Origin of the sequence: Thermobifida alba (assembly GCF_023208015.1) — a bacterium.
Taxonomy (GTDB): Bacteria; Actinomycetota; Actinomycetes; order Streptosporangiales; family Streptosporangiaceae; genus Thermobifida; species Thermobifida alba.
In genome coordinates, this window is sequence record NZ_CP051627.1 from 3,655,387 (window position 1) to 3,678,459 (window position 23,073).

Sequence of the window (23,073 nt, forward strand, 5' to 3'; positions counted from 1 at the left end):
TGTTCCGGATGGGGCCGCGGCCACGGGGGCGGACGCGGCCGGGGGCGGGGACTCGGCCGGTTACTGGCAGGCCTCGCATTCGGGGTCGTCCAGCGAGCAGAACGCGGCGTCCGGGTCGATCTCGGGGGCCGACCCGCTCACCGGGGGCGCCGACGGCGCGGCCGCCGGGCGCGGGGCCGGACCGGGCGAGGGGGCGGGGGAGGCAGCGGGAGAGGCGGCCGCGACGGGCGCGACCGCGTTGAGTCGGCCGTCGGTGCCGCGCAGCGTGCTCTTCTCCACGTGCGTGGCGCCCTGCGACCGCAGGTAGTAGGTGGTCTTGAGGCCCCGGCGCCAGGCCCGCCGGTACAGCTCGTCGAGCTTGCGGCCGCTCGGCTCGGCCATGTACAGGTTCAGCGACTGCGCCTGGTCCAGCCACTTCTGCCGCCGCGAGGCCGCGTCGACCAGCCAGGACGGGTCGATCTCGAAGGCGGTGGCGTACAGCTCCTTCAGGTCCGCGGGGACCCGGTCGATCGGCCCGAGGCTGCCGTCGTACAGCTTCAGCGCCGCCACCATCTCCTCGTCCCACAGGCCGCGCTCCTTGAGGTCGCGCACCAGGTACGGGTTGACGACGGTGAAGTCGCCGGACATGTTCGCCTTGACGAACAGGTTGCGGTAGATCGGCTCGATGGACTGGTTGACGCCGGTGATGTTGGCGATGGTCGCGGTGGGCGCGATCGCCATCACGTTGGAGTTGCGCATCCCGGTGGTGCGTACCTTCTCCCGCAGCGCGTCCCAGTCCAGCCGCCGCGTGCGGTCCACGTCCAGGCCGCCGCGGCGGGCCTCGGCGAGCAGTTCCAGCGAGTCGATCGGCAGGATGCCCCGGCTCCACAGCGACCCGTCGAAGGAGGAGTAGGCGCCGCGCTCGGCCGCCAGGTCCGCGGACGCCTCGATGGCGTGGTAGCTGATCAACTCCATGCTCGCGTCGGCGAACTCCACGGCCTCCGGCGACGCCACGGGCAGCCGCAGCGTGAACAGCGCGTCCTGGTAGCCCATCAGGCCCAGGCCGACCGGGCGGTGCCGCAGGTTGGCGCGCTCGGCCTCGGGCACGGTGTACAGGTTCACGTCGATGACGTTGTCGAGCATGCGCACGGCGGTGCGCACGGTCCGGCGCAGCCGTTCGGCGTCCAGCCCGTCGGGGCCGACGTGGTTGGCGAGGTTCACCGAGCCCAGGTTGCACACGGCGACCTCGTCGAGGCTGGTGTTCAGGGTGATCTCGGTGCACAGGTTGGAGGAGTGGACCACGCCGGCGTGCTGCTGCGGGGAGCGCAGGTTGCACGGGTCCTTGAAGGTGATCCACGGGTGCCCGGTCTCGAACAGCATGGTGAGCATGCGCCGCCACAGGTCCACGGCGCGCACCCGGCGGAACACGCGGATCTCGCCCCGGTCGGCGGCGCGCTCGTAGGCGGTGTAGGCGCGCGCGAACTCCTCCCCGTAGAGGTCGTGCAGGTCGGGCACCTCGTCGGGGGAGAACAGGGTCCACTGGGCGTCGCTCTCCACCCGTTCCAGGAACAGGTCGGGCACCCAGTTGGCGGTGTTCATGTCGTGGGTGCGGCGGCGCTCGTCGCCGGTGTTCTTGCGCAGGTCGAGGAACTCCTCGATGTCGATGTGCCAGGTCTCCAGGTAGGCGCAGACCGCGCCCCGCCGGCGCCCTCCCTGGTTGACTGCCACCGCCGTGTCGTTGGCGACCTTGAGGAAGGGGACGACGCCCTGGCTCCTGCCGTTGGTGCCCTTGATGTGCGCGCCCAGACCGCGCACGGGCGTCCAGTCGTTGCCGAGGCCGCCGGAGTACTTGGACAGCAGGGCGTTGTTGCTGATGGCGTGGAAGATCTGGGCGAGGTCGTCGCCGACGGTGGTGAGGAAGCAGGAGGACAGCTGCGGACGCCGGGTGCCGGAGTTGAACAGGGTCGGCGTGGAGCACATGAAGTCGAACGAGGACAGCAGTTCGTAGAACTCGATCGCGCGCGCGTCCCGGTCGTCCTCACGCAGCGCCAGTCCCATGGCCACCCGCATGAGGAACGCCTGCGGCAGTTCGTAGCGGGTGCCGCCGTGGTGCAGGAAGTAGCGGTCGTAGAGGGTCTGCAGGCCCAGGTAGGTGAAGTTCAGGTCGCGTTCGGGGCGCAGCGCCGCACCGAGGCGGTCCAGGTCGAAGTCGGCGAGCTCGGGGGTGAGCTGCTCCAGTTCGATGCCGCGTGCGACGTAGGCGCGCAGGTAGGCGGGGTAGCGCCGGACCATGTCGGCGTGGGTGGCCTCGTCGGGGGCGCCGCTGAGGAAGGTCAGCGCCTCGCGGCGGAGCTTGTCCAGCAGCAGCCGGGCACTGACGTGGGAGTAGTCGGGGTCGGTTTCGACGAACGTACGCGCCGCCATGATCAGGGCGAGTTCGAGTTCGGCGGGGGTGATGCCCGGGTACAGCCCGCGCTCGGCCTCCGCGATGACCGTCTCCGCCGAGGCGCCGGGCAGCCCCTGGCACGCCTCGGTGACCACCTGCCTGATCCGCTCCGTGGGGATGCCGGCGGGGGTCGCGGCGGAATCGACGTCCGTGTCGATGGTCAAGGTGGCTCCAACCTGGTAGGTGACGACCGGCTGGGGGTGGGAAACCGCGCGCACGCCGACGGAGCACGTGGCGTGCGACCGTGGATTGCTGCTGCGCGGCGGCTTCGGCGGCCCCCGTGGTGGTGCGCTTGGCGCATGCCGACGGCGGGCGGCGGACGCGTCGCTTCCCGCGTCGTTCCCCCTGTCGCCGGTGCGGCCCGAGGGACTGTCCGGGCACGGGCTTCGCCCTGTTCACTGACCCTGGGCAGCCCGAGGACACACCGTTCTCCGGTCGCCGCGGCCTTGTTCTCCCGCGGCGAACCGTCGGCGGGGCACGACTCTACAACACATCATCTAGTGGTGCTCACCCATTCAAGGCACAACATGATGGTGTGTCGGTTCTTGACTTTCATGATGTGAAATCCAGGTCCGCTGCCTTGCCCGGGTCCTCCCAGCACCGGGACGTCCGTTTCCTTCAAGACCCGGCACGCCCGCGCCGCCTAGGTTGGCGGCATGACCGTCACGTTGAACTACATCGGCATCACCACCTCGGACATGGCGCGGTCGCTGGCGTTCTACCGGCGGCTGGGACTGCCCGTCCCCGCCGGGGCGGACACGCTGCCGCACGTCGAGGTGGACCTCGGCGGCGGTGTGCGGCTCGCCTGGGACACCGACGAGGTGGTCCGCTCCTACGACCCGGACTGGCGGGGCGACGGGGCCGCCGGACGGGTCGGGCTGGCGTTCGCCTGCGGCAGCCCCGCCGAGGTGGACGCCGTCTACGCCGAACTGACCGGAGCCGGGTACCCGGGCCTGCTCGCTCCCTGGGATGCGGAGTGGGGGCAGCGCTACGCCGTGGTGCGCGACCCCGACGACAACTCCGTGGACCTGTACGCGCCCCTGGCCGGGGGCTGAGTCAGCCTCCGAGCAGCGCGCCCGGCGTCATCCCGGTCAGGGCGCGCACCTCCCGGGTGAGGTGGGCCTGGTCGGCGTAGCCGGTCCGGGCCGCCGTCTCGGCCAACGGCGTCCCGGCCCGGGCCAGGTCCAGGGCCCGGTTGAGGCGCAGCACGCGGTCGAGGGTCTTGGGGCCGTAGCCGAAGGCGGCCAGGCAGCGTCGGCGCAGCTGGCGTTCGCTGAGGCCGACCGCCGCGGCCATCTCGCGCACCCGCCTCCCCGGGGAGGCGGGTGCCTCCGTCCGCAGGCGGGCCAGCACCTCCGCGGCCACCGGGTCGACCGAGTCGCCGCGGAGCGGCAGTCCGGCGACACTCGCCTCCAGGGCCCGGGCCGGGTCGGCAGCGGCGGCCACCTGTTCGGTGATCCGCCGGACCAGGGGCTCGGGCCACAGCCGGTCCAACGGCACGCGCGTGTCGCGCAGTTCGGCGGCGGGGACCCCCAGCACCGCCGGCCCGCGGCCGGGAGCGAACCGGAGCCCGGCGTAGACGCCTCCCGGTGTGTCGCTCACCAGGTGGGCCGTGGTGTCGGGGCCGGCCGCGACCAGCCGGTCCCCCAGCCAGACGATGTCCATGCATCCGTCGGGCAGGATCCGGCGCTCCTCTGCGACGTGGTCGGGCGCCCGGTAGCGCCACAGCACCGCGCCCGCCACCGTCGACGGTCTCTCCTGGTCCATGTCCCACCCCTTCCCGCCGGGGCGCCCGGTGACCGCCGGGCAGGAGCCGCCGCGGACCGCGGGCGGGGCGGCGCGGCCGCCGTCTCAGTCCTCCACGAGCTTGTCCAGGTGGTCCTCGGGCAGCCCCAGGTCGACGCGGATGCGGTAGCGGATGCGCAGCAGTTCCATCAGCAGGTCGTGCATGTACGGGGAGACGTCCTGGTGCTGGAAGCACTCCACGCCCCGGGTGGCCCAGGCGTGCGCGTTCTCCAGGTCGGAGTGGGCCATCAGGGTCTCGGTGACGTGGATGTAGGTGGGGAGGTTGCGGACTCCCACGGCCTTGAGCCGGTCCAGGTGGGCGTAGGCCTCGTCGACGCGGTCGAGTTCCAGGAGCGCTCCCGCCAGCAGGGCTCGGGCGTCGATGATGGTCTCTCCGCCGTCGTCGATCGCCCGCTGGTAGGCCCGCACCGCCCGTTCGGCCTCCTGGGCCATCTCCCACTGCTCTCCCGCGCGCACGAACAGTTCCGCCCGGCAGACCTCACTGTCGGCCGCCACCTGGTTGGCCAGGTTGATGAGTTGCTCGGCGACCGCGATATGGTCCCCGGACTGCACGGCTTGGAACTCCAACCGGTCGAGGTCGGCTGTCGTCACGCGGGTCATCGCGGTCCTTCCTGCTGCTCGCGGCCCCGGTGGTCACGTGCGGGAACGCTCCAAAGCATCCCAGAAACCCTGGCGCAGCGCGTGCCTGACCTCGTCCCGTAACAGGAAGTCGACGGGCAGCGCGGATCCCTGGAGCAGACGGGCTTCCAGGTCGGAGGGCATGCGGGGCTTACGTGCCAGTACCGCCTCAAGCCACAGCACGGGGGCGTCCCGGGCGATCGACTCGGCGAAGTCGTTGCCCTCCTGGTGGGCGATGCCGACGGCCTCTTCGAGGGTGTGGCCTCCCTGCGGGGGGTGGCCGAGGCGTGGTGCGGGGCTGGGGTAGGCGTTGTGCGGTGCCTGGTTGTTCTGCGGACGGGGGCCAGCAGCGGTCTCGGGGCCCTGGTGGACCCGTTGAGTGCTCCGGTAGCGGGAGTCAGTTCCCGTACTGGCCCCAAAAGTAGGGTTTGCGCCGGTGTTACCCCCGTATCCCGGGTTCTCACCGGTGTTGCCCCCGAACCGTGGTTCGGGAGGGACCTCCCTGGCTGGTGGTGGGGCCTCCCGTTCGTAGGCGCCGCCCATCGCCGGGTCCCGGGGTTGGCCCTGGTGCTGGCCGGGCTGCCCCTGGCCGGGGGTCGGATACCCCTGGGGCGGCATGGCCGGGTGCGCGCCGGTCGGGGTGTTGCCGACCACGCCCGCCATGCCGGGGTGGGCTCCGGTGCCGTGCTGCGGCGGATAGCCCGCCTGGCCGAGGGAGGGCTGGCCGCCGGTGCGCGGTTCCATGGCGGCGGTGTTCTGCGCGGCGAGGTGGTCGCCGCGCTGCTGGGCGAGGCTCTGGCGCATCGCGCGCAGCTGTTCCATCGCGCTGCCCGTGGCGGCCGGCTGGGCGCCCGTCGCCGCGAACATGGCCTCCACGGCCGCCGCGGGCTCCACCCGGGAGGCCCCCGCGTGCGCGGTGGCGGGCTGGCGGGTCGTGGGGCCGGTGGTGGGACGCGACCGTCCGTTGGCCAGCGGACCGTTCTGCCCGGAGGGGATGGTGTCGTCGGCCGGGCCCGCCCCCGCCTCCAGCAGGTTGACGTGCGGGCGCAGGTGTCCCGCGCCGATCTCGATGAGGTCGTCGCACTCGCGGCGCAGCGCGCGCGAGATCGTCCAGTTCCCCTCGATCGAGATGTTCACCACGGTGACCCGGACCCCGAACTCCTGGGCCTCGGCGATGACCGGCGCCATGTCCTCGTCGCCGCAGATGAGCACGGCGTCGCAGATGGCGCCGTTGCGAGCCAGCGGGACCAGGTCCTTTTGCACATAGTTCTCGACGCCTTCTCGCCGGCCGGGGCGGATGCGGGCGGCGCGGAACTTCACACCGGGCAGCTCCGCGATGCCCTCCTGCTCCTGGGAGCGGCGACCGTCGGTGACCGCTTCGTACCAGTAGCAGCGGAGCAGCGGGAGTCCCGTGCGGTCGCGGGCGACCTCGTTGAGGAGTTGCACGAGCGCCGCGTAGTCCCACGACACCGAGTCGCGGTCGCGTGTTCCATGCACCGCCATCGCGCCCTCGGCCAGGAGGTAGGCGGCGTCGACGAACAGCGCGCAGCGATCCACGTGACACCGTCCCTTCCTTGGTTCTGGTGGCCTCGGACGCACGAGCGCGGCCGAGCTGGTCCAACAGTCGGTTTCGGCCGGACTGGGGCCAGGCCACAGCCTAGCCAAGTCTGTGTGCTCTGTGGGGCGACTCCGCTGCGGAGGTCATCCGCCCTCCGGCAGCAGTTCCGTGACCAGCTCCGCCAGTGCGTCTGCGAGCGGGGCTCCGGCCGTGCGGTGGACCGGCCAGGAGCGCAGCGCCGCCAGGTGTGCGGGGCGGGCGTAGTCCTCCCCGGTGCGCAGGTACCCGCAGGGCGCGTCCGGCCAGTCCGCGGTCATCGGCAACGGTTCGGTGAAGAACTCGGGCGGCCGCACCGGCGGATCGAGGTGCTGCTGGGCAGCGGCGAGCTCGGCCCGGGTGGGGGTGCCGGGCTGCGGGAGGAGCGCGTCGACCAGGACGTATCCGGCGACCGTGCGGTGGGCGGCGCGCTGGGCGGCGGCGACCGCGGGCACCAGTGGTCCGGCCGCTCCGGAGGCCACGAGCAGCAGCGGGTGCCGCGGGGCGGCGGCCGCGACCTGCAGGGCGCAGCGCGCCACGTAGCGGGAGGCGAAGGGCGGCCGGTCGTCGTCGGTGACCTCGACGACGACGGTCTCGACGCCCCGGTCGGCGAGGTCGTCCGGCAGGCTCCCCCAGTCGGCGGCCGTGCCCAGCGGACTGTGCAGCAGCACCGGGCAGAGCCGCCCGAGCGGCCCGGTCACGGCCGGGGCCGGGTGGACTCGGTGACCCAGGCGAGGTACTCGGGGTTGCCGCCCTCGACGGGGACGGCGACGATCTCGGGGACCTCGTAGGAGTGCCGGTCGACCAGGAGCGCGGTCAGTTCGGCCAGCCGGTCGTCGGCGGTCTTGAACACGATCCGCCACTCCTCGTCGGCGTGGATGCTGCCCTCCCACCGGTAGACGCTGGTGATGGGGCCGCTGATCTGGGCGCAGGCGGCCAGGCGGGCGTCCACCGCCGCGTCGGCCAGTGCCCGGGCCTCCTCGCTGCTGCCCGCGGTGACCTCGACCCGCACGTGACCGACGCCGCTCTCGATGTGCGTCAAAGCGCGCTCCCTCGACTGCCCGACGGTGTCCGGCACGCTCTAGGCTCGCAGCCATGAGCGACCGTGACGATCTTCTGCGACAGATCAACGATAAGGCCGTCGTGCACGGCAGGGTGATCCTGTCCTCGGGTGCCGAGGCCGACTACTACGTGGACCTGCGCCGGGTCACCCTGGACGGGCAGAGCGCGCCGCTGGTGGGGCGGGTGATGCTGGAGGCGACCGCCGACCTGGACTACGAGGCGGTGGGCGGGTTGACGCTGGGCGCGGACCCGGTGGCCACGGCCATGCTGCACGCGGCGGCGGCGCGGGGGCGGCGCCTGGACGCGTTCGTGGTGCGCAAGGAGGGCAAGGCACACGGGTTGCAGCGCCGTATCGAGGGGCCCGACGTCCGCGGTCGCCGGGTGCTCGCGGTGGAGGACACCTCGACCACCGGGGGGTCGGTGTTGACGGCCGTGACCGCGTTGCGTGAGGCGGGTGCCGAGGTGGTCGGCGTGGCCGTGATCGTGGATCGGGGGGCGCGGGACCGGATCGTCGGCGAGGGGCTGCCCTACCGGGCCGCCTACACGCTGGACGACCTGGACGTCTGACCGTCCGTCGGGCCCTGCCGGGGCAGGGCCTAGTCGGCCTCGGCCGTGAAGGTGTAGCCGGGCTCCTCTCCGCTGACGTCCTTCGGTTCACCGTTGACGTGCACCTCGACCGCTGAGGGGGTGCCCAGGGTCACGTCCATGCGGGGCTTGTCGTAGGAGACGTACTCGCCCCGGGTCATGGTCGTGTCGATGAGCACCTCGCCTCCGGGTACTCGTACGAGGACGTCGCTGGATTCCCCCACCACCCGGATGTGCAGCACTTTCTGCTCCTCGGCGGCGGGCTGCGAGGGCTCGGCGAGGGAGCCGGACTCGCTGGGCACCAAGACGTCGCTGTTGCCGGGAAGAGAGCGGTAGAAGAAGTATCCGCCCAATACAATGAGGATGACCAGCAGCGCGATCGCTCCGGCGATCGCGAGTGCCTGGCCGATGCCTCTCGGGTCATTGCGGTGTCGTCCCACGCTGCTGAATGTAGCGCGAATCACCCATAACAATCGACAGGGGCATGAGCTTCTTCTTTTCCGCCCGTCGGCGCGGGGCCCGCTCCCGCCGCGTCCGCCACTCCCCGTGTCCGTCCGGGCCGCTGTTGCGCACGGGAGGCGTTCACGGCATTGTGGTCTAGACCTTTCGTGACGGACACGCCCTCCAGAGCGCCGGGCGGGTGACCGCCGGAAACCCGTCGTGGAAAAATCGAGGTGACGGAACCATCCGAAACCGCTCCGTCACCACTCCAGGCCAATCAGGGGAGTCAACACCATGCCTATCGCAACGCCTGAGGTCTACGCCGAGATGCTGAGCCGGGCGAAGGCCCAGGGCTTCGCCTACCCGGCGATCAACGTGACGTCGAGCCAGACCCTGCACGCGGCCCTGCGCGGTTTCGCCGAGGCTGAGAGCGACGGCATCGTGCAGATCTCCACCGGCGGCGCCGAGTTCCTGTCCGGCACGACCGTCAAGGACATGGTCACCGGCGCGGTGGCCTTCGCCGAGTACGCCCGGGTCGTGGCCGACAAGTACCCGGTGAACATCGCGCTGCACACCGACCACTGCCCGAAGGAGAAGCTCGACAGCTTCGTGCGCCCGCTGCTGCAGATCTCCAAGGAGCGCGTGGCCAGGGGACAGGAGCCGCTGTTCCAGTCGCACATGTGGGACGGCTCCGCGGTGGAGCTTGAGGAGAACCTGCAGATCGCCGAGGAGCTGCTGGCCGCCTCCAAGGAGGCCCGCACCATCCTGGAGATCGAGGTCGGCGTCGTCGGCGGTGAGGAGGACGGCATCGTCGGCGAGTTCAACGAGAAGCTGTACACCACGCCCGGCGACGGCCTGCGCACCGCCGAGGTGCTCGGCCTCGGCGAGAAGGGCTACTACATCGCCGCGCTGACCTTCGGCAACGTGCACGGCGTGTACAAGCCGGGCTTCGTGAAGCTGCGTCCCTCCGTGCTCAAGGACATCCAGGAGGCGGTGGGCGCCAAGTACGGCAAGGAGAAGCCGTTCGACCTGGTCTTCCACGGCGGCTCCGGGTCCAGCGTCGAGGAGATCCACGAGGCGATCTCCTACGGCGTGGTGAAGATGAACATCGACACCGACACCCAGTACGCGTTCACCCGGCCCATCGTCGACCACATCATGAAGAACTACGACGGTGTGCTGAAGGTCGACGGCGACGTCGGCAACAAGAAGGCCTACGACCCGCGGTCCTACGGCAAGGCCGCCGAGGCGGGCATGGCCGCCCGCGTCGTCGAGGCCGCGCAGCAGCTGAAGTCCGCCGGCACCCGCATGAAGTAGCCGGCGCGGAGTACTCCGCGGCACGGGGCCCCCGGACCACGGCTTCCGGGGGCCCCGTCGGTGTCGGCTCTCCCGGGCGCCCCCTGGCAGGATGGGGGGCATGGAGCTGAAGCAGAACCTGCTGGGCGGTCCGCCGCCCACCGAGCTGCCCGACCTGCCGGAGGCGCGCGAGGCCCTGGCCGCGGGGACCGATCCGGCCGAGGTCGCGGCGCGCTTCCCCGAGTACTCGGCGGCCTGGGCCGCGCTCGCCGAACGCGCCTACGAGGCGGGTGAGGACATCGCCGCCTACGCCTACGCGCGCACCGGCTACCACCGGGGCCTGGACCAGTTGCGCCGCAACGGGTGGAAGGGGCACGGCCCGATCCCGTGGGAGCACGAGCCCAACCGCGGCTTCCTGCGTTCGCTGTACTACCTCGGCAAGGCCGCCGAGGCGATCGAGGAGACCGAGGAGGCGCAGCGGTGCGCCGCCTTCCTGCGGGACAGCAGCGAGACCGCGGCCCGGGAACTCCAGGGCTGACCGCGGAGCCGCAGGTCCGCCGGACGCGGTCCCCGCTTCGGCCTCTGAGCGGGACTTACCGGTCGTGTAACCTCTATGTGCAAGAGCCCCTGCCGCTTCTTGCGCCAGGGGCTTCGGCACGTCCGGGGCAGGTCTCGGTCCGATTCGAGGAATGAAGAGGTAGACGGCGATGCCGGCGATCACGCTCGTTGGGGCCCAGTGGGGTGACGAGGGGAAGGGGAAGGCGACCGACCTTGTCGGTGACCGCGTCGACTACGTGGTCCGTTACCAGGGCGGCAACAACGCCGGCCACACCGTGGTCATCGGCGACCAGAAATACGCCCTGCACCTGCTGCCGTCGGGCATCCTCTCCCCCGGCGTCGTCCCGGTGATCGCCAACGGCGTCGTCATCGACCCGGCGGTGCTGTTCGAGGAGCTCGACGGGCTGATCGCGCGCGGCGTCGACGTCTCGCGCCTGCTCATCTCGGCCAACGCGCACCTGATCATGCCCTACCACCGGGCGCTGGACAAGGTCAGCGAGCGCTTCCTGGGCAAGGGCCGCATCGGTACCACCGGCCGCGGCATCGGCCCGACCTACGCCGACAAGACCTCCCGGGCGGGCGTGCGCGTGCAGGACATGTTCGACGCCAAGATCCTGCGCAAGAAGCTGGAGCTGGCGCTCAACGACAAGAACCAGATCCTCACCAAGGTGTACAACCGCCGCGGCCTGGACGTGGAGCGCATCCTCGACGAGTACCTGGGCTACGCCGAGAAGATCCGCCCCTACGTCGCCGACACCGCGCTGGTGCTGAACCGGGCGCTGGACGAGGGCAAGACCGTGTTCCTGGAGGGGTCGCAGGGCACCCTGCTGGACATCGACCACGGCACCTACCCGTTCGTCACCTCCTCCTCCCCCACCGCGGGCGGCGCGTGCGCGGGCTCCGGTATCGGCCCCACCCGCATCACCAAGGTCATCGGCATCCTGAAGTCCTACACCACCCGCGTCGGCTCGGGGCCGTTCCCCACCGAGCTGGAGGACGAGTGGGGCGAGTGGCTGCGCACCCAGGGCCACGAGTACGGCGTCACCACGGGACGCAACCGCCGCTGCGGCTGGTTCGACGCGCCGATCGCCCGCTACGCCGCCCGGATCAACGGCATCACCGACTTCTTCCTCACCAAGCTGGACGTGCTGTCGGGGCTGGAGCGCATCCCGGTGTGCGTGGCCTACGACATCGACGGCGTGCGGCACGACGAGCTGCCCATGACGCAGACGGAGTTCCACCACGCCAAGCCGGTCTACGAGTACCTGGACGGCTGGGACGAGGACATCACCGGCGCGCGGTCCTTCGACGAGCTGCCGAAGAACGCGCAGGCGTACGTGCGGGCGCTGGAGGAGATGTCGGGGGCGCCGATCTCGGCCATCGGGGTCGGGCCGGGCCGCGACCAGACCCTGGAGCTGCGTCCCCTCGTGTAGCCGTCGTCCCGCGGGGCGCCACCCCGCTCCGCGGACCGGCGCGGCGCCCCCGAAACGCCGCGCTGCTTTCCCCTTTCCCCCATCGAAACCAATAGGGTCCATTGCTGTGAAAGCCCTCGTGATCGGCGGCGGAGGCCGCGAACACGCGCTGGTGCGCGCGTTGTCCCTCGACCCCGGTGTGACCAGCCTGCACTGCGCCCCCGGCAACCCGGGGACCTCGGAGCTGGCGGAGAACCACGTCATCAACGCCACCGACGGACTGGCCGTCACCGAGCTGGCCGCGCGCATCGGCGCGGAGCTGGTGGTGATCGGCCCGGAGGCTCCGCTGGTGGCCGGTGTCGCCGACGAGCTGCGGCGGCGCGGCATCCCGGTGTTCGGCCCCGACCGGGAGGCGGCCCGCATCGAAGGCTCCAAGGCGTTCGCCAAGGAGGTGATGGCGGCGGCGGGCGTGCCCACCGCCGAGGCGCGGGTGTGCCGCACGGCCTCCCAGGTCTCCGAGGCCCTGGACCTGTTCGGCCCGCCGTACGTGGTCAAGGACGACGGGCTGGCCGCGGGCAAGGGCGTCGTGGTCACCGAGGACCGGGCGCTCGCCGAACGGCACGCCCAGGAGTGCGGCCGGGTCGTCATCGAGGAGTACCTGGACGGCCCCGAGGTGTCGCTGTTCGCGCTCAGCGACGGACGCAACACGGTGCCGCTGCTGCCCGCGCAGGACTTCAAGCGCGCCCACGACGGCGACCGGGGGCCCAACACCGGCGGCATGGGCGCCTACGCGCCGCTGCCGTGGGCTCCGTCCGGCCTCGTGGACGAGGTCATGGAGACCGTGGTGCGGCCCACCGTCGCGGAGCTGGCCCGGCGCGGCACCCCCTACCAGGGGCTGCTGTACGCGGGGCTGGCGCTGACCTCGCGCGGGGTGCGGGTGGTGGAGTTCAACGCCCGCTTCGGCGACCCGGAGACCCAGGTGGTGCTGGACCGGCTGGCGACACCGCTGGGCGCGCTGCTGCAGGCCACCGACACCGGGAACCTGGGCGGGGTGTCGGCCCTGGAGTGGCGTCCGGGCGCGGCCGTGACCGTGGTGGTCGCCGCGGAGGGCTACCCGGCCGACCCGGTCAAGGGCGACCTGGTGGGCGGGCTGGCGGAGGCCAACGCCGTGGAGGGCGCCTACGTGCTGCACGCGGGCACCGCGTGGCAGGGGGTGAGCGACGTCAGGTCCAACGGCGGCCGGGTGCTGAGCGTGGTCGGCTCGGGCGCCGACCTCGCCGAGGCGCGGCGGCGCGCCTACGAGGCGGTGTCCAGGATCGAGCTGCGCGGTTCGTTCCACCGCACCGACATCGCGGAGAAGGCGGCGCTGGGGCAGCTCTGACCGGCGGTTCGCGGCGTGCCGCCCCGGCCCGGCGGCCGGGGCGGACCCGGGTCCGCGGTCCCGGGTCCGCCGAACTCGTCACCGTCCGCCCCGCTTCCCGGCGCTCTGCGACAATGGGAGGGTGATCGAGCGCTACACCCTTCCGGAAATGGGGCGCGTCTTCAGCGACGCCCACAAGTACGAGCTCTGGTGCCAGGTGGAGACCCTGGTCATGGAGGCCCACGCGGCGGCCGGGACGATCCCCGCCGACGCGGTGGAGCCGGTCCGCCAGGCTCCTCCGCCCACGCCCGAGCGGGTGGCCGAGATCGAGGCGGTGACCCAGCACGACGTCATCGCGTTCCTGACCGCGTGGGCCGACAACACCGAGCCGCGGGAGGCCGCCAAGTGGGTGCACTTCGGCATGACCTCCTCCGACCTGCTGGACACGGCGCTGGCCGCGCAGCTGGTGGAGGCCACCGACGTGCTGCTGGCCAAGGCCGACGAGCTGGTGGCGGTGCTGCGCGACCACGCCCTGGAGCACCGCGAGACGCTGCGGGTGGGCCGCACCCACGGCATCCACGCCGAACCCGACGTGTGGGGCCACCGGGTGGCGGACTTCGCGTTCGGCATGGCGCGCTCCCGCGACCGGCTGCGGCGCGCCCGCGAGGCCGTGGGTGTGATGGCGATCTCCGGTCCGGTGGGCACCTACTCCAACATCGACCCCCGGGTCGAGGACTACGTCGCCGAGAAGCTGGGGCTGCGTCCGGCGGACGTGTCCACCCAGGTGGTGCTGCGTGACGGCATCTCCGAGTGGGTGAGCGCGCTGGCGGTCGTCGCGACCGTCTGCGAGGCGATCGCGCTGGAGGTCCGGCACGGCCAGCGCACCGAGGTGCGGGAGCTGTGGGAGCCGTTCGGCAAGGGGCAGAAGGGCTCCAGCGCCATGCCCCACAAGAAGAACCCGATCCTGTCGGAGCGCATCTGCGGCATGGCGCGGATCGTGCGCGCCCAGATCGTGCCGGTCATGGAGGGCATCCCGCTCTGGCACGAACGTGACATCTCTCACTCCTCCACCGAGCGGATCGCGCTGCCGGACGCCGCCATCGCCACCGACTACCTGCTGCATCTGACCACCCGCCTGGTGCGTGGTCTGGTCGTGGACACCGAGCGGATGCGGTACAACCTGGACTCCACCAACGGCCTGATCTACTCCTCCACGGTGGTCTCCGAGCTGATCGAGACCGGTCTGTCCCGGGAGGACGTCTACGCGCTGGTGCAGTCCGCCGCGATGCGCACCTGGGAGACCGGGGTCGCCTTCCGGCAGTCCCTGCGGGAGCGGGCCGCCGAGAGCGGCGTGGAGCTGGACGAGGCGCGGCTGGACGAGGTGTGCCGGCCGGAGCGGTTCGTCCGCCGTCTGGACCGGGTCTTCGACCGGTTGAAGAACCTGAGCTGAGCCGCCGTCCCGGGCCGTTCGCGCCGCCGGCGGCTCTGCCGGCGGCGCCCCCACGCAGATCGGAAAGACCACGATGAGCGGTTTTGTCGCCAAGCCGGTGCCCGTCGAGGTGCCGGGCCTCACCCACCTGCACACCGGCAAGGTGCGGGACCTGTACGCCACCGGGTCGGGGGAGCTGGTCATGGTGGCCAGCGACCGGGTCTCGGCCTTCGACTGGGTGCTGCCCACCGAGATCCCCGACAAGGGGCGGCTGCTCACCCAGTTGTCGCTGTGGTGGTTCGACCAGCTGTCCGACCTGGTGGACAACCACGTGATCTCGGACACTCCCCCGCCGGGTGCTCCGGAGGACTGGGCGGGGCGCACCCTGGTCTGCCGCCGGCTCGACATGGTGCCGGTGGAGTGCGTGGCACGCGGCTACCTGACCGGCTCCGGGCTGAGCGAGTACACCGCCACCGGGTCGGTGTGCGGGGTGCCGCTGCCCGGGGGGCTGGTGGACGGGTCCCGGCTGGACCGGGCGATCTTCACCCCGGCGATCAAGGCCGAGGTGGGCGAGCACGACGAGAACGTCTCGTTCGACACCGTGGCAGAGCTGCACGGCCCGGCGCTGGCGGCCCGGCTGCGGGAGCTGACCCTGGACCTGTACGAGCGGGGCCGGGCGGTCGCCGAGGAGCGCGGCATCCTGCTGGCCGACACCAAGTTCGAGTTCGGGCGGGACGCCGACGGCTCGCTGGTGCTGGCCGACGAGGTCTTCACGCCCGACTCGTCGCGGTTCTGGCCGAAGGAGGAGTGGCGTCCGGGCCGGGCGCAGCCCTCGTTCGACAAGCAGATCATCCGTGACTGGCTGGCCTCCCCCGCCTCGGGCTGGGACCGCGCCGCGGAGACGCCGCCCCCGCCGCTCCCCGACGACGTGGTGGAGCACACCCGCGCCCGGTATGTCGAGGTGTTCGAGCGGTTGACCGGCCGAACCGCCGATTTCGTCCGGGATTCGCGACGTTGACGCAGGTGGGAGGGGGTTGTGTGGCTGATCGCGCAACGCCGCCCACCCGGGATTGTGCCCGTTTCGCACCGGTGCGACGTAAAGTGGTGCTCGGCGTCCTGAGCACCCCGAACAGGTGTGAAGTATCTACCGTGGCGCCGGAAAGCGTTATAGAACTACCCAAAGCCAGGAAATCGGCCACAGGTGGTGTGACCATGCCGTTGGACCTGTGATCACCGCGTCATCCGCGGACCGGGAAGTGCGTTGCCGCTGAGACGCAACGGAACGGCTGACACCAGTCCCCTTACTTGTCGGAACCCGCCGCGCACTTTCCTCGTCAGATACTTCGGGATCAGGTCACACCGGTAAGAACACCCTTGAATTTTTCTGCCTCACGAAGGAGCCAAAGAGCATGGGCCAGGAGGTTCGCTACCGCGTCCGCGGCGGTCATGCCCTGAACGGAACCGCGTTCATCCAGGGGGCGAAAAACGCTGTCTTGCCGATGATCGGCGCGGCCCTGCTCGCGTCCAAGGGCAGGACGGTGTTGCGGAACGTTCCCGTCATCGAAGACGTCCGTCGTGCTCTGGAACTCGCCGAGTACGTGGGCGCCAAGGTCGAGTTCCACGAGGCGGAGCGGACCATCGTCATCGACGCCACCCAGTTGAGCGATCCCTCGCGGGCGGTGCTGCCCGCGGCCATCGCGTCCCGCTTCCGCGGCTCCGTGCTCTTCGTCCCCGCGCTCATGCACCGCATGGGCCGCGCCCGCATCGAGGGCGTGGGCGGCTGCAACCTCGGCAGCCGCAACCTCGACTTCCACTACCGGGGCTTCGCCCGCCTGGGCGCCGAGGTGACCGAGGACCCCGAGCGCAACCACATCAACGTGCGCGCGGAGAACCTCCGGGGCGGCCGCCTCTACCTGGACACCCCGTCGCACACCGGCACCGAGAACCTGATCATGGCCGCGGTGCTCACCCCGGGCACCACCGTCATCGAGCACGCCGCGCTGGAGCCCGAGGTCCTCGACGTCATCGAGTTCCTGGGCAGCATGGGTGCCAAGATCAGCGGGGGCGGCACCGGCCTGATCACCGTCGAGGGGGTTCCCGAGCTCACCGCGGTCGAGCACACCGTCATGTCGGACCGGATCGACGCCGGCGTGTTCGCGATGATGACGGCGGCCACCGGCGGCGACGTCAGCCTGGTCGGGGCGAACCTGGACCACCTGGGCGTGGCCCGGTGGAAGCTGGAGCAGATGGGCGTCCAGTTCACCCAGCACGGCGCGGTCCTGCGGGTGCGCCGCGACCCCTCCGTGCCGCTGCGGCCGATCAACGCCGTCACCTCCCCGTTCCCCGGCTTCGCCACGGACCTGCAGTCGCCGCTGATGGCGCTGGCCACGCTGGCCGACGGGGAGAGCTACATCCACGAGGCCATCTACGACGGCCGGTTCGCGCTCGCCGACGAGCTCACCAAGATGGGCGCCAAGATCGAGGTCGACGGCACCCGCGCCATCGTGCACGGCCCCACCGTGCTGCGCGGCACCGAGGTCATCGCGCACGACCTGCGCAGCGGCGCGGCGGCGATCCTGGCGGGCCTGGTGGCCGAGGGCGAGACGATCGTGGCTCCCGCCTACCCGGTGGACCGCGGTCACTCGCAGTTCGCCACCCGCCTGTCGGCGCTGGGTGCCGATGTCGTCAGGGAAGAACACAACTAGCCCGGAAAGTCTGATTCACTGCGGGCGGGAAGAGTGCCTTCCCGCCCGCGTGTTTTGACGTTCTGGGGAAAACGATCTTCACTGGCTCTCAACAATGGGTACGATCGCGGCAATGCCGCGATGGAAAGAACATGGGTCGGGACCGGTGGGCGCACAGAGTGCAGAGCGTGAAACGGTAGCGGGGAGCAACCCGAGGTGAGTGCGCAACGTACTGGCGATCTGACAATCGGTGTCATCGGGCCGCACGAGGTTGTCGAACGCGTCATGTTGATGGGCCCGGGGTCGACCGGTCCCCTGAACGCCAGACTCATCGCAGCCGCCTATCGGGATGAGCAGGAAGCCACCGACAAGGTGCTCCGGCTGGGGGCGGCCATCGACGCGTACCTGTTCGCGAGTCCCGTTCCGTACGAGTTCGCCCGGAAAGCCGGCGTGCTGACGATGCCGGCCACCTACGTCCCGCTCAGCGGGGCGAGTCTGCACGAGGCCCTGCTGCACGCCACCCTGGACGAGCGCTTCGACCCGACCCGGGCCAGTCTGGACGTACTCAGCCGCGCCGACGTGGTCGAGGCGTACTCCGAGGTGGACCTGCCGGTGGACGGCCTCCACGTCCACGAGGAGCTGGCCGGGACCGCCACGCTCACGGCCTTCCACGAGGGGCTGTGGCGGCGCAAGATCACCAAGATGGCCATCACCTGTGTGCGGGGTGTCGCCGAGCGGCTGGACGCCATCGGCGTGCCCAACCTGCGGCTGCGCCCCACCACGGCGGGGGTGCGCAGTGCGTTGCAGACCGCGGGCCTGCTGGGCGCCCACCACCGCCTGGAGGAGGCCCAGCTCGGCGTGGTGATCGTGGACGTGCCCACACTGCGTGACTCCAGCCGCCGCTCCACGCCCCGCTACTGGCGGGACGAACTGCGGCTGTCGCTGCACCGGCTGCTGATGCAGGAGGCGCACCGGATCAACGCCACCGCCCACCAGGTGGACGACCACACCTTCATGATCACCGCGACCCGGGGGTCGCTGGTGACGGCCACCGAGGGGTTCCGCAAACCGCCGTTCGTGGAGCGGGCCAAGGCCGAACTGGGCATCGCCATCGAGGTCGGCATCGGCATGGGCCGCACCACCCAGGACGCCGAGACGCACGCCAGGGCGGCGCTGAATCGCGCACAGGCGACCCGGCAGAGCTTCGCGGTGGACCGGGAGGGCCGCTCGCTGGTGCCCGCCCAGCGTGCCCCACAGCGCCAGACGGGGGAGCCGCTGCGCTCCAAGGGCCGCGAGACCCTCATGCGGCTGTCGGAGAAGATCGCCGAGGAGGACGCGCCCCTGGTGGTCGACGCCGAGAGCGCGGGCCGGATGCTGGGGGTGACCCCGCGCACGGCCCGGCGGCTGCTGCGCACCCTGGTGGAGGAGGGCCTGGCCTGGCCGCTCCCGCCCAACCGCACCCTGCAGCCGGGCCGTCCCCGCCAGCTGTACCGGCTCATCGTGGAGAAGCTGGACAAGGACAAGGCGGACAACAACAAGTAGCCCGTCGAGGGGCCGGGACCGCAGCCCGGCCCCTCGGCGTCTCCGCTCAGTGCCGTCGCGGGTGGGCGCGGGCCACCGCCAGGAAGGCGTCGTTGTCCTCGGGCAGTCCGATGCTGACCCGGGCGCCCTCCCCCGCGAAGGGGCGGACCGTGACACCGGCCCGTTCGCAGGCGGCGGCGAAGTCGAGGGTGTCCTCGCCGAGCCTCAGCCAGACGAAGTTGGCCTCGGTTTCGGGAACGGTCCAGCCGTCGGCGAGCAGCGCGTCGCGGACCCGCTCCCGCTCCTTGACGGTGGCGTCGACCCGTTCCAGCAGTTCCTGTTCGGCGTCCAGGGAGGCCACCGCCGCCGCCTGGGCGAGGTGGTTGACCGCGAAGGGCACCATCGTCTTGCGCACGGCCTCGGCCACGTGGGGGTGGGCGACGAGGAAGCCCACGCGCAGCGCGGCCAGTCCGTAGGCCTTGGAAAAGGTGCGCAGCACGGCGACGTTGGGGCGGTCCCGGTACAGCCGCATCCCGTCGGGCACCTGCGGGGCGCGGACGTACTCGCGGTAGGCCTCGTCCAGGACCACCAGCACGTGGTCGGGGACGGCGTCGAGGAACGCGGCGAGTTCTGCCTCGCGCACCGCCGTGCCGGTGGGGTTGTTCGGGTTGCACACGAACAGCATGCGGGTGCGGTCGGTGACGGCGGCGGCGAGCGCGTCCAGGTCGTGGCTCTCCGCGCGCAGCGGCACCTGCACGGAGGCGGCCCCCGACAGGCCGACCAGCAGCGGGTAGGCCTCGAACGAGCGCCACGCGTAGACCACCTCCGCCCCTGGTTCCGCGACGGCCTCCAGCAGCTGCTGGAGGAGGCCCACCGACCCCGCGCCCAGCGCCACGTGCTCCGCGGGAACCTCGAAGCGGCGGGCGAGGGCGGCCGTCAAGGCGGCCGCCGCGGGGTCGGGGTAGCGGTTGAGGTCCGCCGCCGCGTCCGCGACGGCCCGGCGCACCGAGGGCAGCGGGCCGAAGGGGCTTTCGTTGGAGGAGAGCTTGGCCGACCTCCCGTCCGGCCCGACGACCTTGCGTCCGGGCCGGTAGGGCGGGACCGAGTCGAGTACCGACCGGAGGTACGAGGTTTTCCGCTCCGACACCGTCATCCTTCCCTGATACTTTGTGCAATCATCTGATTACTTCTCGGAGTCGGAGTTCGCTTTCCCCTGAGGGAGCACCACCCCTTCGTCCACCGAGAAAACCGCGCGGGCGCCCGCAGCCGGGGCCGCACACCCCGTCCCCGCGGCCGCCGCCCTTCACCGCCTCCGGGCACAACACCACCAGAGAACAGGAACCACGTCTCATGAATTCTCCCAAGAAGCTGCGCACGACCGCCGCCGCGTCCCTGGGGGCCGCAGCACTGGCCTGGGTGCTGGCGGGCTGCGGAAGCGACTCCGGGACCGCCTCCGAGGACGCGGGCCGCTCGGCCGACGGGTCCCCGGAGGAGGTCGCGGCGCGACTGCACGAGGCCCAGTTGAGCGGGTTCCAGGGGCTCGAACGCGTGGAGGAGGAGAGCCGCACCGGTGTCTACAGCCGACTCGACGTGGTGCGCGAGGCGGCGGAGAAGCGCGAGGCGCTGGTCCTGGACAAGCCGGAGTGCGCGGACGCCGCGAGCCAGTGGCAGGAACTGCCGGAGGTGCAGGAGGCACCCGCCTCGGTGGCGCTCTTCCGGGGAGCGGACGGCTCCCTCACCCACACTCTGCTGGAGCTTCCCGAGGACCTCGCCACGCAGGCCATCGACACCGTGCCCGTCGAGGAGTGCGCCACCTACGAGGCGACCCTGGAGGACGGCGCCTCCCACTCGTACACGGTGCGCGAACTCGACCTGGAGACCATCGGCGACCAGTCCCGCGGCTTCGTCGTGGCGACGGAGTCCGGGGACGGGGAGGCGGTGCTGCTCTACAGCCTCCTCTACCGGGAGGGCGGACGCCTGGGCTCGGTCTCCATGATCGGCGGACCCGAGACGGAGCAGCGGGTCGCGGACTTCGCCGCCGCCGCCCTGGAGTACCAGAGCGAGGTCCTGGGGTGACTCCCCGGCCGCCACGGCTGGCGCCCCCCGGGCCGATCCACTAGAGTGGACGGCAGTTCGAACGCACGTTCGACTCCAGTGGGGGGAGAGGGCGTGACCACGGCAGCGTCCACGTCGGACCGCGGGGCGATCCGGTCCGGCCTGGCGGGACAGCCCTCTCCCCCGCCCTCCCGGCCCGGCTGACCGCGCCCGCCGCGGCCTCATCCCGCCGCTCCTCGCGCCCCCGTGGGGCTGTCCGCCGACGCGTCCGCGACCAGGGCCCGCACCTCGGGACGGCGTCCGGACACCCCGACCGCGAAGACCACGTCGACCGTCCGCTCCCCGTCCCGTCCGGCGAACCGGGCCAGCCACCAGCATCCGTGCCGCCAGACGTCCACCGGTTCGGCCGAGACCAGCAGGCGCCGCCGCTCCCGCCACTCCCCGCTGGCCCGCAGCCGCCGCAGCATCCGCGTGCGTGACACCTCGCGCAGCTCGCACGGGACAGGGGAGCGCATCCGCCTCCCGAGCTCCCGGAGCTCCGGGGACAGCGCCGCGACGACCGCGACCTCCGCGGCCAGCAGCCCCCAGTGCCAGGGGGAGGAGTCGGCCAGTACCGCCCAACCGGAGCGGGGCAGCCCGATCGTGGCCGCCGCCGCGGCGAGGAACAGGCCGCTGCGGGTCAGACTGCGCCATCCGACGGGTTCGGTGCTCAGTCCGCCGAAACAGCCGCACCCCAGCTCCGGATCACGTCTGCGCAACCGGAGGAGGGCGACCAGGCCGACGGCGAACATCGCGGCGCAGACCACCCGGGCGGCCTGCGCGACCGGTCCGGCCAGGGCCAGCAGCGCCACCGCCAGCACAGCCTCCAGCACCGCGTGGGCCAGTGAGAACGGCTGGCGCAGAGCCACGGGGAGCAGCACCGCCGGCCCCTGGGGGGTGCGATCCGCCGCCTTGGCCGCGGCGCCGAGCAGCAGCACGGCGGCCAGGATCCACAACTGGGTCTCACGGAACGTCTCGATCACGGTCCACCTGCGGTCAGGGTCGCGGTACAGCACCCGGTCTCGGGCTGTCCGCCCAACGCCACGAAGGCGGCGAGGGTCAGTTCGGCGATCCGGCCGCTGGCCGGGGAGTCGCAGACGGTGCAGCGGTCGCAGAAGTGGCTGGCGGCCGCACCGCAGGCCACCACGGGAAGCACCGCGGCGGTCCGGGCGCACTCGTTGACCAGGCGGACCGTCGCGCCGAGGGACAGCAGCGGCAGCGGCGCGCACGAGGTCGCCCGGTCGCAGACCGGACCGCAGTCACCGGTCCGGTCCAGGGCCGGGTAGGCCACACCCATGAGCGTGCCCCGCGCGTCGGCGTGGACGTCGCGGCCCAGCACCGGGTCGTACCAGGCGGCCGTCCCCGTCACCCGCATGCTCCCCCGGTTCGTCGGGGGGCGCCGCGGCGTCTCCACGACGGGGTAGGGCGGCTGGGTGGTCGCGGGCACGAGGGCGCGGACGGCGTCGCCGTCGCGCACGCCGACGGCGTCGAACAGGTATCCCGGTTCCAGGCGGGGGTGGCGTACCCGCATCCGGCCGGAGGCCCGGTACGGGATGGCCACGGTGACCGGGGCGCGGTCGTGTCCGGTGGCGACCTCCAGGGTGTCGCCGTCGGCCGCGGTGATCACCCCGGCGGCCCGGGCGAGGTCCGCCCAGACCCGCTCGACGACGAGCTCGGCTCCGGGCACGCAGCGCAGCAGCACGTCCTGGCCGGGGCGCAGGTCGCGGGCCGCGCGGTCGCCGCCGTGCCAGAAGGTCGTCTGCGGGGTGAGGATGAAGCGCCGCTCGCCGCCGGGGGTGGCCAGGCCGAGCATGTGCGGGCTGATGTCGGTGAGCGTTCCCCGGACGACGTGGGCGGGGGCGGGGTCGGGTTCCGGTGCCGCGGCCGGGCCGAGCAGGGCGGCGGTCATGCGGCGACGGTCGTGTCCCTCCGCTGCCAGGTCCGCTGCCACGAGTGCGTCCTCTCCACTGGGGGTCGGCGCGGCGTCGTGCCGCTGTCCACACGCTGTGGAAACCACCTCCCATTCTCCCCCAGGGCCGGAGCCGGCCGGGCGGAGACCGTCCCTGACGTGCGCCGTCGGCGGGGGGAGGCGTCCGGCGCGGCTCCCGGAGCGCCGCACCGGCCCCACAGACGACGACGCCGGATTCCACGGGACCGCGGCGCCTTCCGACCTGTTTGTCAGAAGATG

The 23,073-nt window shown here is 72.0% G+C and carries 21 protein-coding genes; 11 read left to right on the forward strand and 10 right to left on the reverse strand.

Annotated elements, in window-relative coordinates; all coding sequences use genetic code 11:
• Positions 1–60: 60 nt before the first annotated feature.
• Positions 61–2,589, reverse strand: a complete 2,529-nt coding sequence (locus tag FOF52_RS16155) for a ribonucleoside-diphosphate reductase subunit alpha (protein WP_248590771.1) — start codon at positions 2,587–2,589, stop codon at positions 61–63.
• A 492-nt stretch (positions 2,590–3,081) separates the two neighbouring features.
• On the opposite strand from FOF52_RS16155, the gene FOF52_RS16160 reads away from it, so the two are divergent.
• Positions 3,082–3,480, forward strand: a complete 399-nt coding sequence (locus FOF52_RS16160) for a VOC family protein (RefSeq protein WP_248590772.1) — start codon at positions 3,082–3,084, stop codon at positions 3,478–3,480.
• Between the two features lies 1 nt (position 3,481).
• On the opposite strand, the gene FOF52_RS16165 is transcribed toward FOF52_RS16160, so the two are convergent.
• The 5 genes from FOF52_RS16165 to cutA all read right to left on the reverse strand — a co-directional run bounded on the left by FOF52_RS16165 (position 3,482) and on the right by cutA (position 7,485).
• Positions 3,482–4,192 (reverse strand): helix-turn-helix transcriptional regulator, encoded by a 711-nt coding sequence (locus FOF52_RS16165; RefSeq protein ID WP_248590773.1) that lies wholly within the window; start codon positions 4,190–4,192, stop codon positions 3,482–3,484.
• Positions 4,193–4,276: 84 nt separating this feature from the next.
• Positions 4,277–4,831 carry a hypothetical protein gene (locus FOF52_RS16170; protein WP_248590774.1) on the reverse strand — a complete coding sequence of 185 codons (555 nt, stop codon included), beginning with the start codon at positions 4,829–4,831 and terminating at the stop codon, positions 4,277–4,279.
• 33 nt (positions 4,832–4,864) lie between these two features.
• Entirely contained in the window at positions 4,865–6,406 is a 1,542-nt protein-coding gene (locus tag FOF52_RS16175) for an NYN domain-containing protein (protein WP_248590775.1), read from the reverse strand.
• 144 nt (positions 6,407–6,550) lie between these two features.
• Positions 6,551–7,144, reverse strand: a complete 594-nt coding sequence (locus FOF52_RS16180; protein ID WP_248590776.1) for a hypothetical protein — start codon at positions 7,142–7,144, stop codon at positions 6,551–6,553.
• Positions 7,141–7,485: a divalent-cation tolerance protein CutA gene (gene cutA, locus FOF52_RS16185; RefSeq protein WP_248590777.1), complete on the reverse strand. Its 345-nt coding sequence runs from the start codon at positions 7,483–7,485 to the stop codon at positions 7,141–7,143. The genes FOF52_RS16180 and cutA overlap by 4 nt, the downstream gene beginning before the upstream one ends.
• A gap of 53 nt (positions 7,486–7,538) precedes the next feature.
• Between cutA and pyrE the strand changes: the two genes are divergently transcribed.
• Positions 7,539–8,072, forward strand: a complete 534-nt coding sequence (gene pyrE / locus FOF52_RS16190) for an orotate phosphoribosyltransferase (RefSeq protein WP_248590778.1) — start codon at positions 7,539–7,541, stop codon at positions 8,070–8,072.
• Between the two features lie 29 nt (positions 8,073–8,101).
• Here the strand turns inward: pyrE and FOF52_RS16195 are convergent, their stop codons facing one another.
• Complete coding sequence (locus FOF52_RS16195) at positions 8,102–8,530, reverse strand: DUF4115 domain-containing protein (RefSeq protein WP_248590779.1); 429 nt, start codon at positions 8,528–8,530, stop codon at positions 8,102–8,104.
• A gap of 295 nt (positions 8,531–8,825) precedes the next feature.
• Here FOF52_RS16195 and fbaA point away from each other — a divergent pair, with 295 nt between their 5' ends.
• The 8 genes from fbaA (at position 8,826) to FOF52_RS16235 (ending at position 18,812) form a co-directional block, all read left to right on the forward strand.
• Positions 8,826–9,848, forward strand: a complete 1,023-nt coding sequence (fbaA, locus tag FOF52_RS16200; protein WP_248590780.1) for a class II fructose-bisphosphate aldolase — start codon at positions 8,826–8,828, stop codon at positions 9,846–9,848.
• Between the two features lie 100 nt (positions 9,849–9,948).
• A complete protein-coding gene (locus tag FOF52_RS16205; RefSeq protein ID WP_248590781.1) occupies positions 9,949–10,365 on the forward strand; it encodes a DUF3151 domain-containing protein in 417 nt (138 codons plus the stop codon).
• 169 nt (positions 10,366–10,534) lie between these two features.
• Entirely contained in the window at positions 10,535–11,818 is a 1,284-nt protein-coding gene (locus FOF52_RS16210; RefSeq protein WP_248590782.1) for an adenylosuccinate synthase, read from the forward strand.
• 106 nt (positions 11,819–11,924) lie between these two features.
• A complete protein-coding gene (purD, locus tag FOF52_RS16215) occupies positions 11,925–13,178 on the forward strand; it encodes a phosphoribosylamine--glycine ligase (protein ID WP_248590783.1) in 1,254 nt (417 codons plus the stop codon).
• Positions 13,179–13,299: 121 nt separating this feature from the next.
• Entirely contained in the window at positions 13,300–14,607 is a 1,308-nt protein-coding gene (gene purB / locus FOF52_RS16220; protein WP_248590784.1) for an adenylosuccinate lyase, read from the forward strand.
• A 73-nt stretch (positions 14,608–14,680) separates the two neighbouring features.
• On the forward strand, positions 14,681–15,604 hold the full coding sequence (locus FOF52_RS16225) for a phosphoribosylaminoimidazolesuccinocarboxamide synthase (RefSeq protein WP_248590785.1): 924 nt from the start codon (positions 14,681–14,683) through the stop codon (positions 15,602–15,604).
• Positions 15,605–15,995: 391 nt separating this feature from the next.
• A complete protein-coding gene (gene murA / locus FOF52_RS16230) occupies positions 15,996–17,291 on the forward strand; it encodes a UDP-N-acetylglucosamine 1-carboxyvinyltransferase (RefSeq protein ID WP_248590786.1) in 1,296 nt (431 codons plus the stop codon).
• Positions 17,292–17,555: 264 nt separating this feature from the next.
• Entirely contained in the window at positions 17,556–18,812 is a 1,257-nt protein-coding gene (locus tag FOF52_RS16235; RefSeq protein ID WP_248590787.1) for a transcriptional regulator, read from the forward strand.
• Positions 18,813–18,858: 46 nt separating this feature from the next.
• Here FOF52_RS16235 and hisC read toward each other — a convergent pair whose 3' ends face one another.
• Positions 18,859–19,944 (reverse strand): histidinol-phosphate transaminase, encoded by a 1,086-nt coding sequence (gene hisC, locus FOF52_RS16240; protein ID WP_248590788.1) that lies wholly within the window; start codon positions 19,942–19,944, stop codon positions 18,859–18,861.
• Positions 19,945–20,141: 197 nt separating this feature from the next.
• Between hisC and FOF52_RS16245 the strand changes: the two genes are divergently transcribed.
• A complete protein-coding gene (locus FOF52_RS16245) occupies positions 20,142–20,867 on the forward strand; it encodes a hypothetical protein (protein WP_248590789.1) in 726 nt (241 codons plus the stop codon).
• 200 nt (positions 20,868–21,067) lie between these two features.
• Here the strand turns inward: FOF52_RS16245 and FOF52_RS16250 are convergent, their stop codons facing one another.
• The gene (locus FOF52_RS16250; protein ID WP_248590790.1) at positions 21,068–21,868 is read right to left on the reverse strand and encodes a MauE/DoxX family redox-associated membrane protein; all 801 of its coding nucleotides are present in this window, start codon (positions 21,866–21,868) and stop codon (positions 21,068–21,070) included.
• Positions 21,865–22,794 carry a hypothetical protein gene (locus FOF52_RS16255; protein WP_425265555.1) on the reverse strand — a complete coding sequence of 310 codons (930 nt, stop codon included), beginning with the start codon at positions 22,792–22,794 and terminating at the stop codon, positions 21,865–21,867. The genes FOF52_RS16250 and FOF52_RS16255 overlap by 4 nt, the downstream gene beginning before the upstream one ends.
• Positions 22,795–23,073 lie beyond the last annotated feature (279 nt).

Bases quoted from the DNA above. Each gene is read 5' to 3' on its own strand.
- FOF52_RS16205 (WP_248590781.1), top strand. From the start codon at position 9,949: ATGGAGCTGAAGCAGAACCTGCTGGGCGGTCCGCCGCCCACCGAGCTG.
- hisC (WP_248590788.1), bottom strand. From the start codon at position 19,944: ATGACGGTGTCGGAGCGGAAAACCTCGTACCTCCGGTCGGTACTCGAC.
- fbaA (WP_248590780.1), top strand. From the start codon at position 8,826: ATGCCTATCGCAACGCCTGAGGTCTACGCCGAGATGCTGAGCCGGGCG.
- FOF52_RS16210 (WP_248590782.1), top strand. From the start codon at position 10,535: ATGCCGGCGATCACGCTCGTTGGGGCCCAGTGGGGTGACGAGGGGAAG.
- pyrE (WP_248590778.1), top strand. From the start codon at position 7,539: ATGAGCGACCGTGACGATCTTCTGCGACAGATCAACGATAAGGCCGTC.
- FOF52_RS16255 (WP_425265555.1), bottom strand. From the start codon at position 22,794: ATGACCGCCGCCCTGCTCGGCCCGGCCGCGGCACCGGAACCCGACCCC.
- FOF52_RS16225 (WP_248590785.1), top strand. From the start codon at position 14,681: ATGAGCGGTTTTGTCGCCAAGCCGGTGCCCGTCGAGGTGCCGGGCCTC.
- FOF52_RS16245 (WP_248590789.1), top strand. From the start codon at position 20,142: ATGAATTCTCCCAAGAAGCTGCGCACGACCGCCGCCGCGTCCCTGGGG.
- FOF52_RS16160 (WP_248590772.1), top strand. From the start codon at position 3,082: ATGACCGTCACGTTGAACTACATCGGCATCACCACCTCGGACATGGCG.
- murA (WP_248590786.1), top strand. From the start codon at position 15,996: ATGGGCCAGGAGGTTCGCTACCGCGTCCGCGGCGGTCATGCCCTGAAC.
- FOF52_RS16235 (WP_248590787.1), top strand. From the start codon at position 17,556: ATGTTGATGGGCCCGGGGTCGACCGGTCCCCTGAACGCCAGACTCATC.
- FOF52_RS16170 (WP_248590774.1), bottom strand. From the start codon at position 4,831: ATGACCCGCGTGACGACAGCCGACCTCGACCGGTTGGAGTTCCAAGCC.
- FOF52_RS16165 (WP_248590773.1), bottom strand. From the start codon at position 4,192: ATGGACCAGGAGAGACCGTCGACGGTGGCGGGCGCGGTGCTGTGGCGC.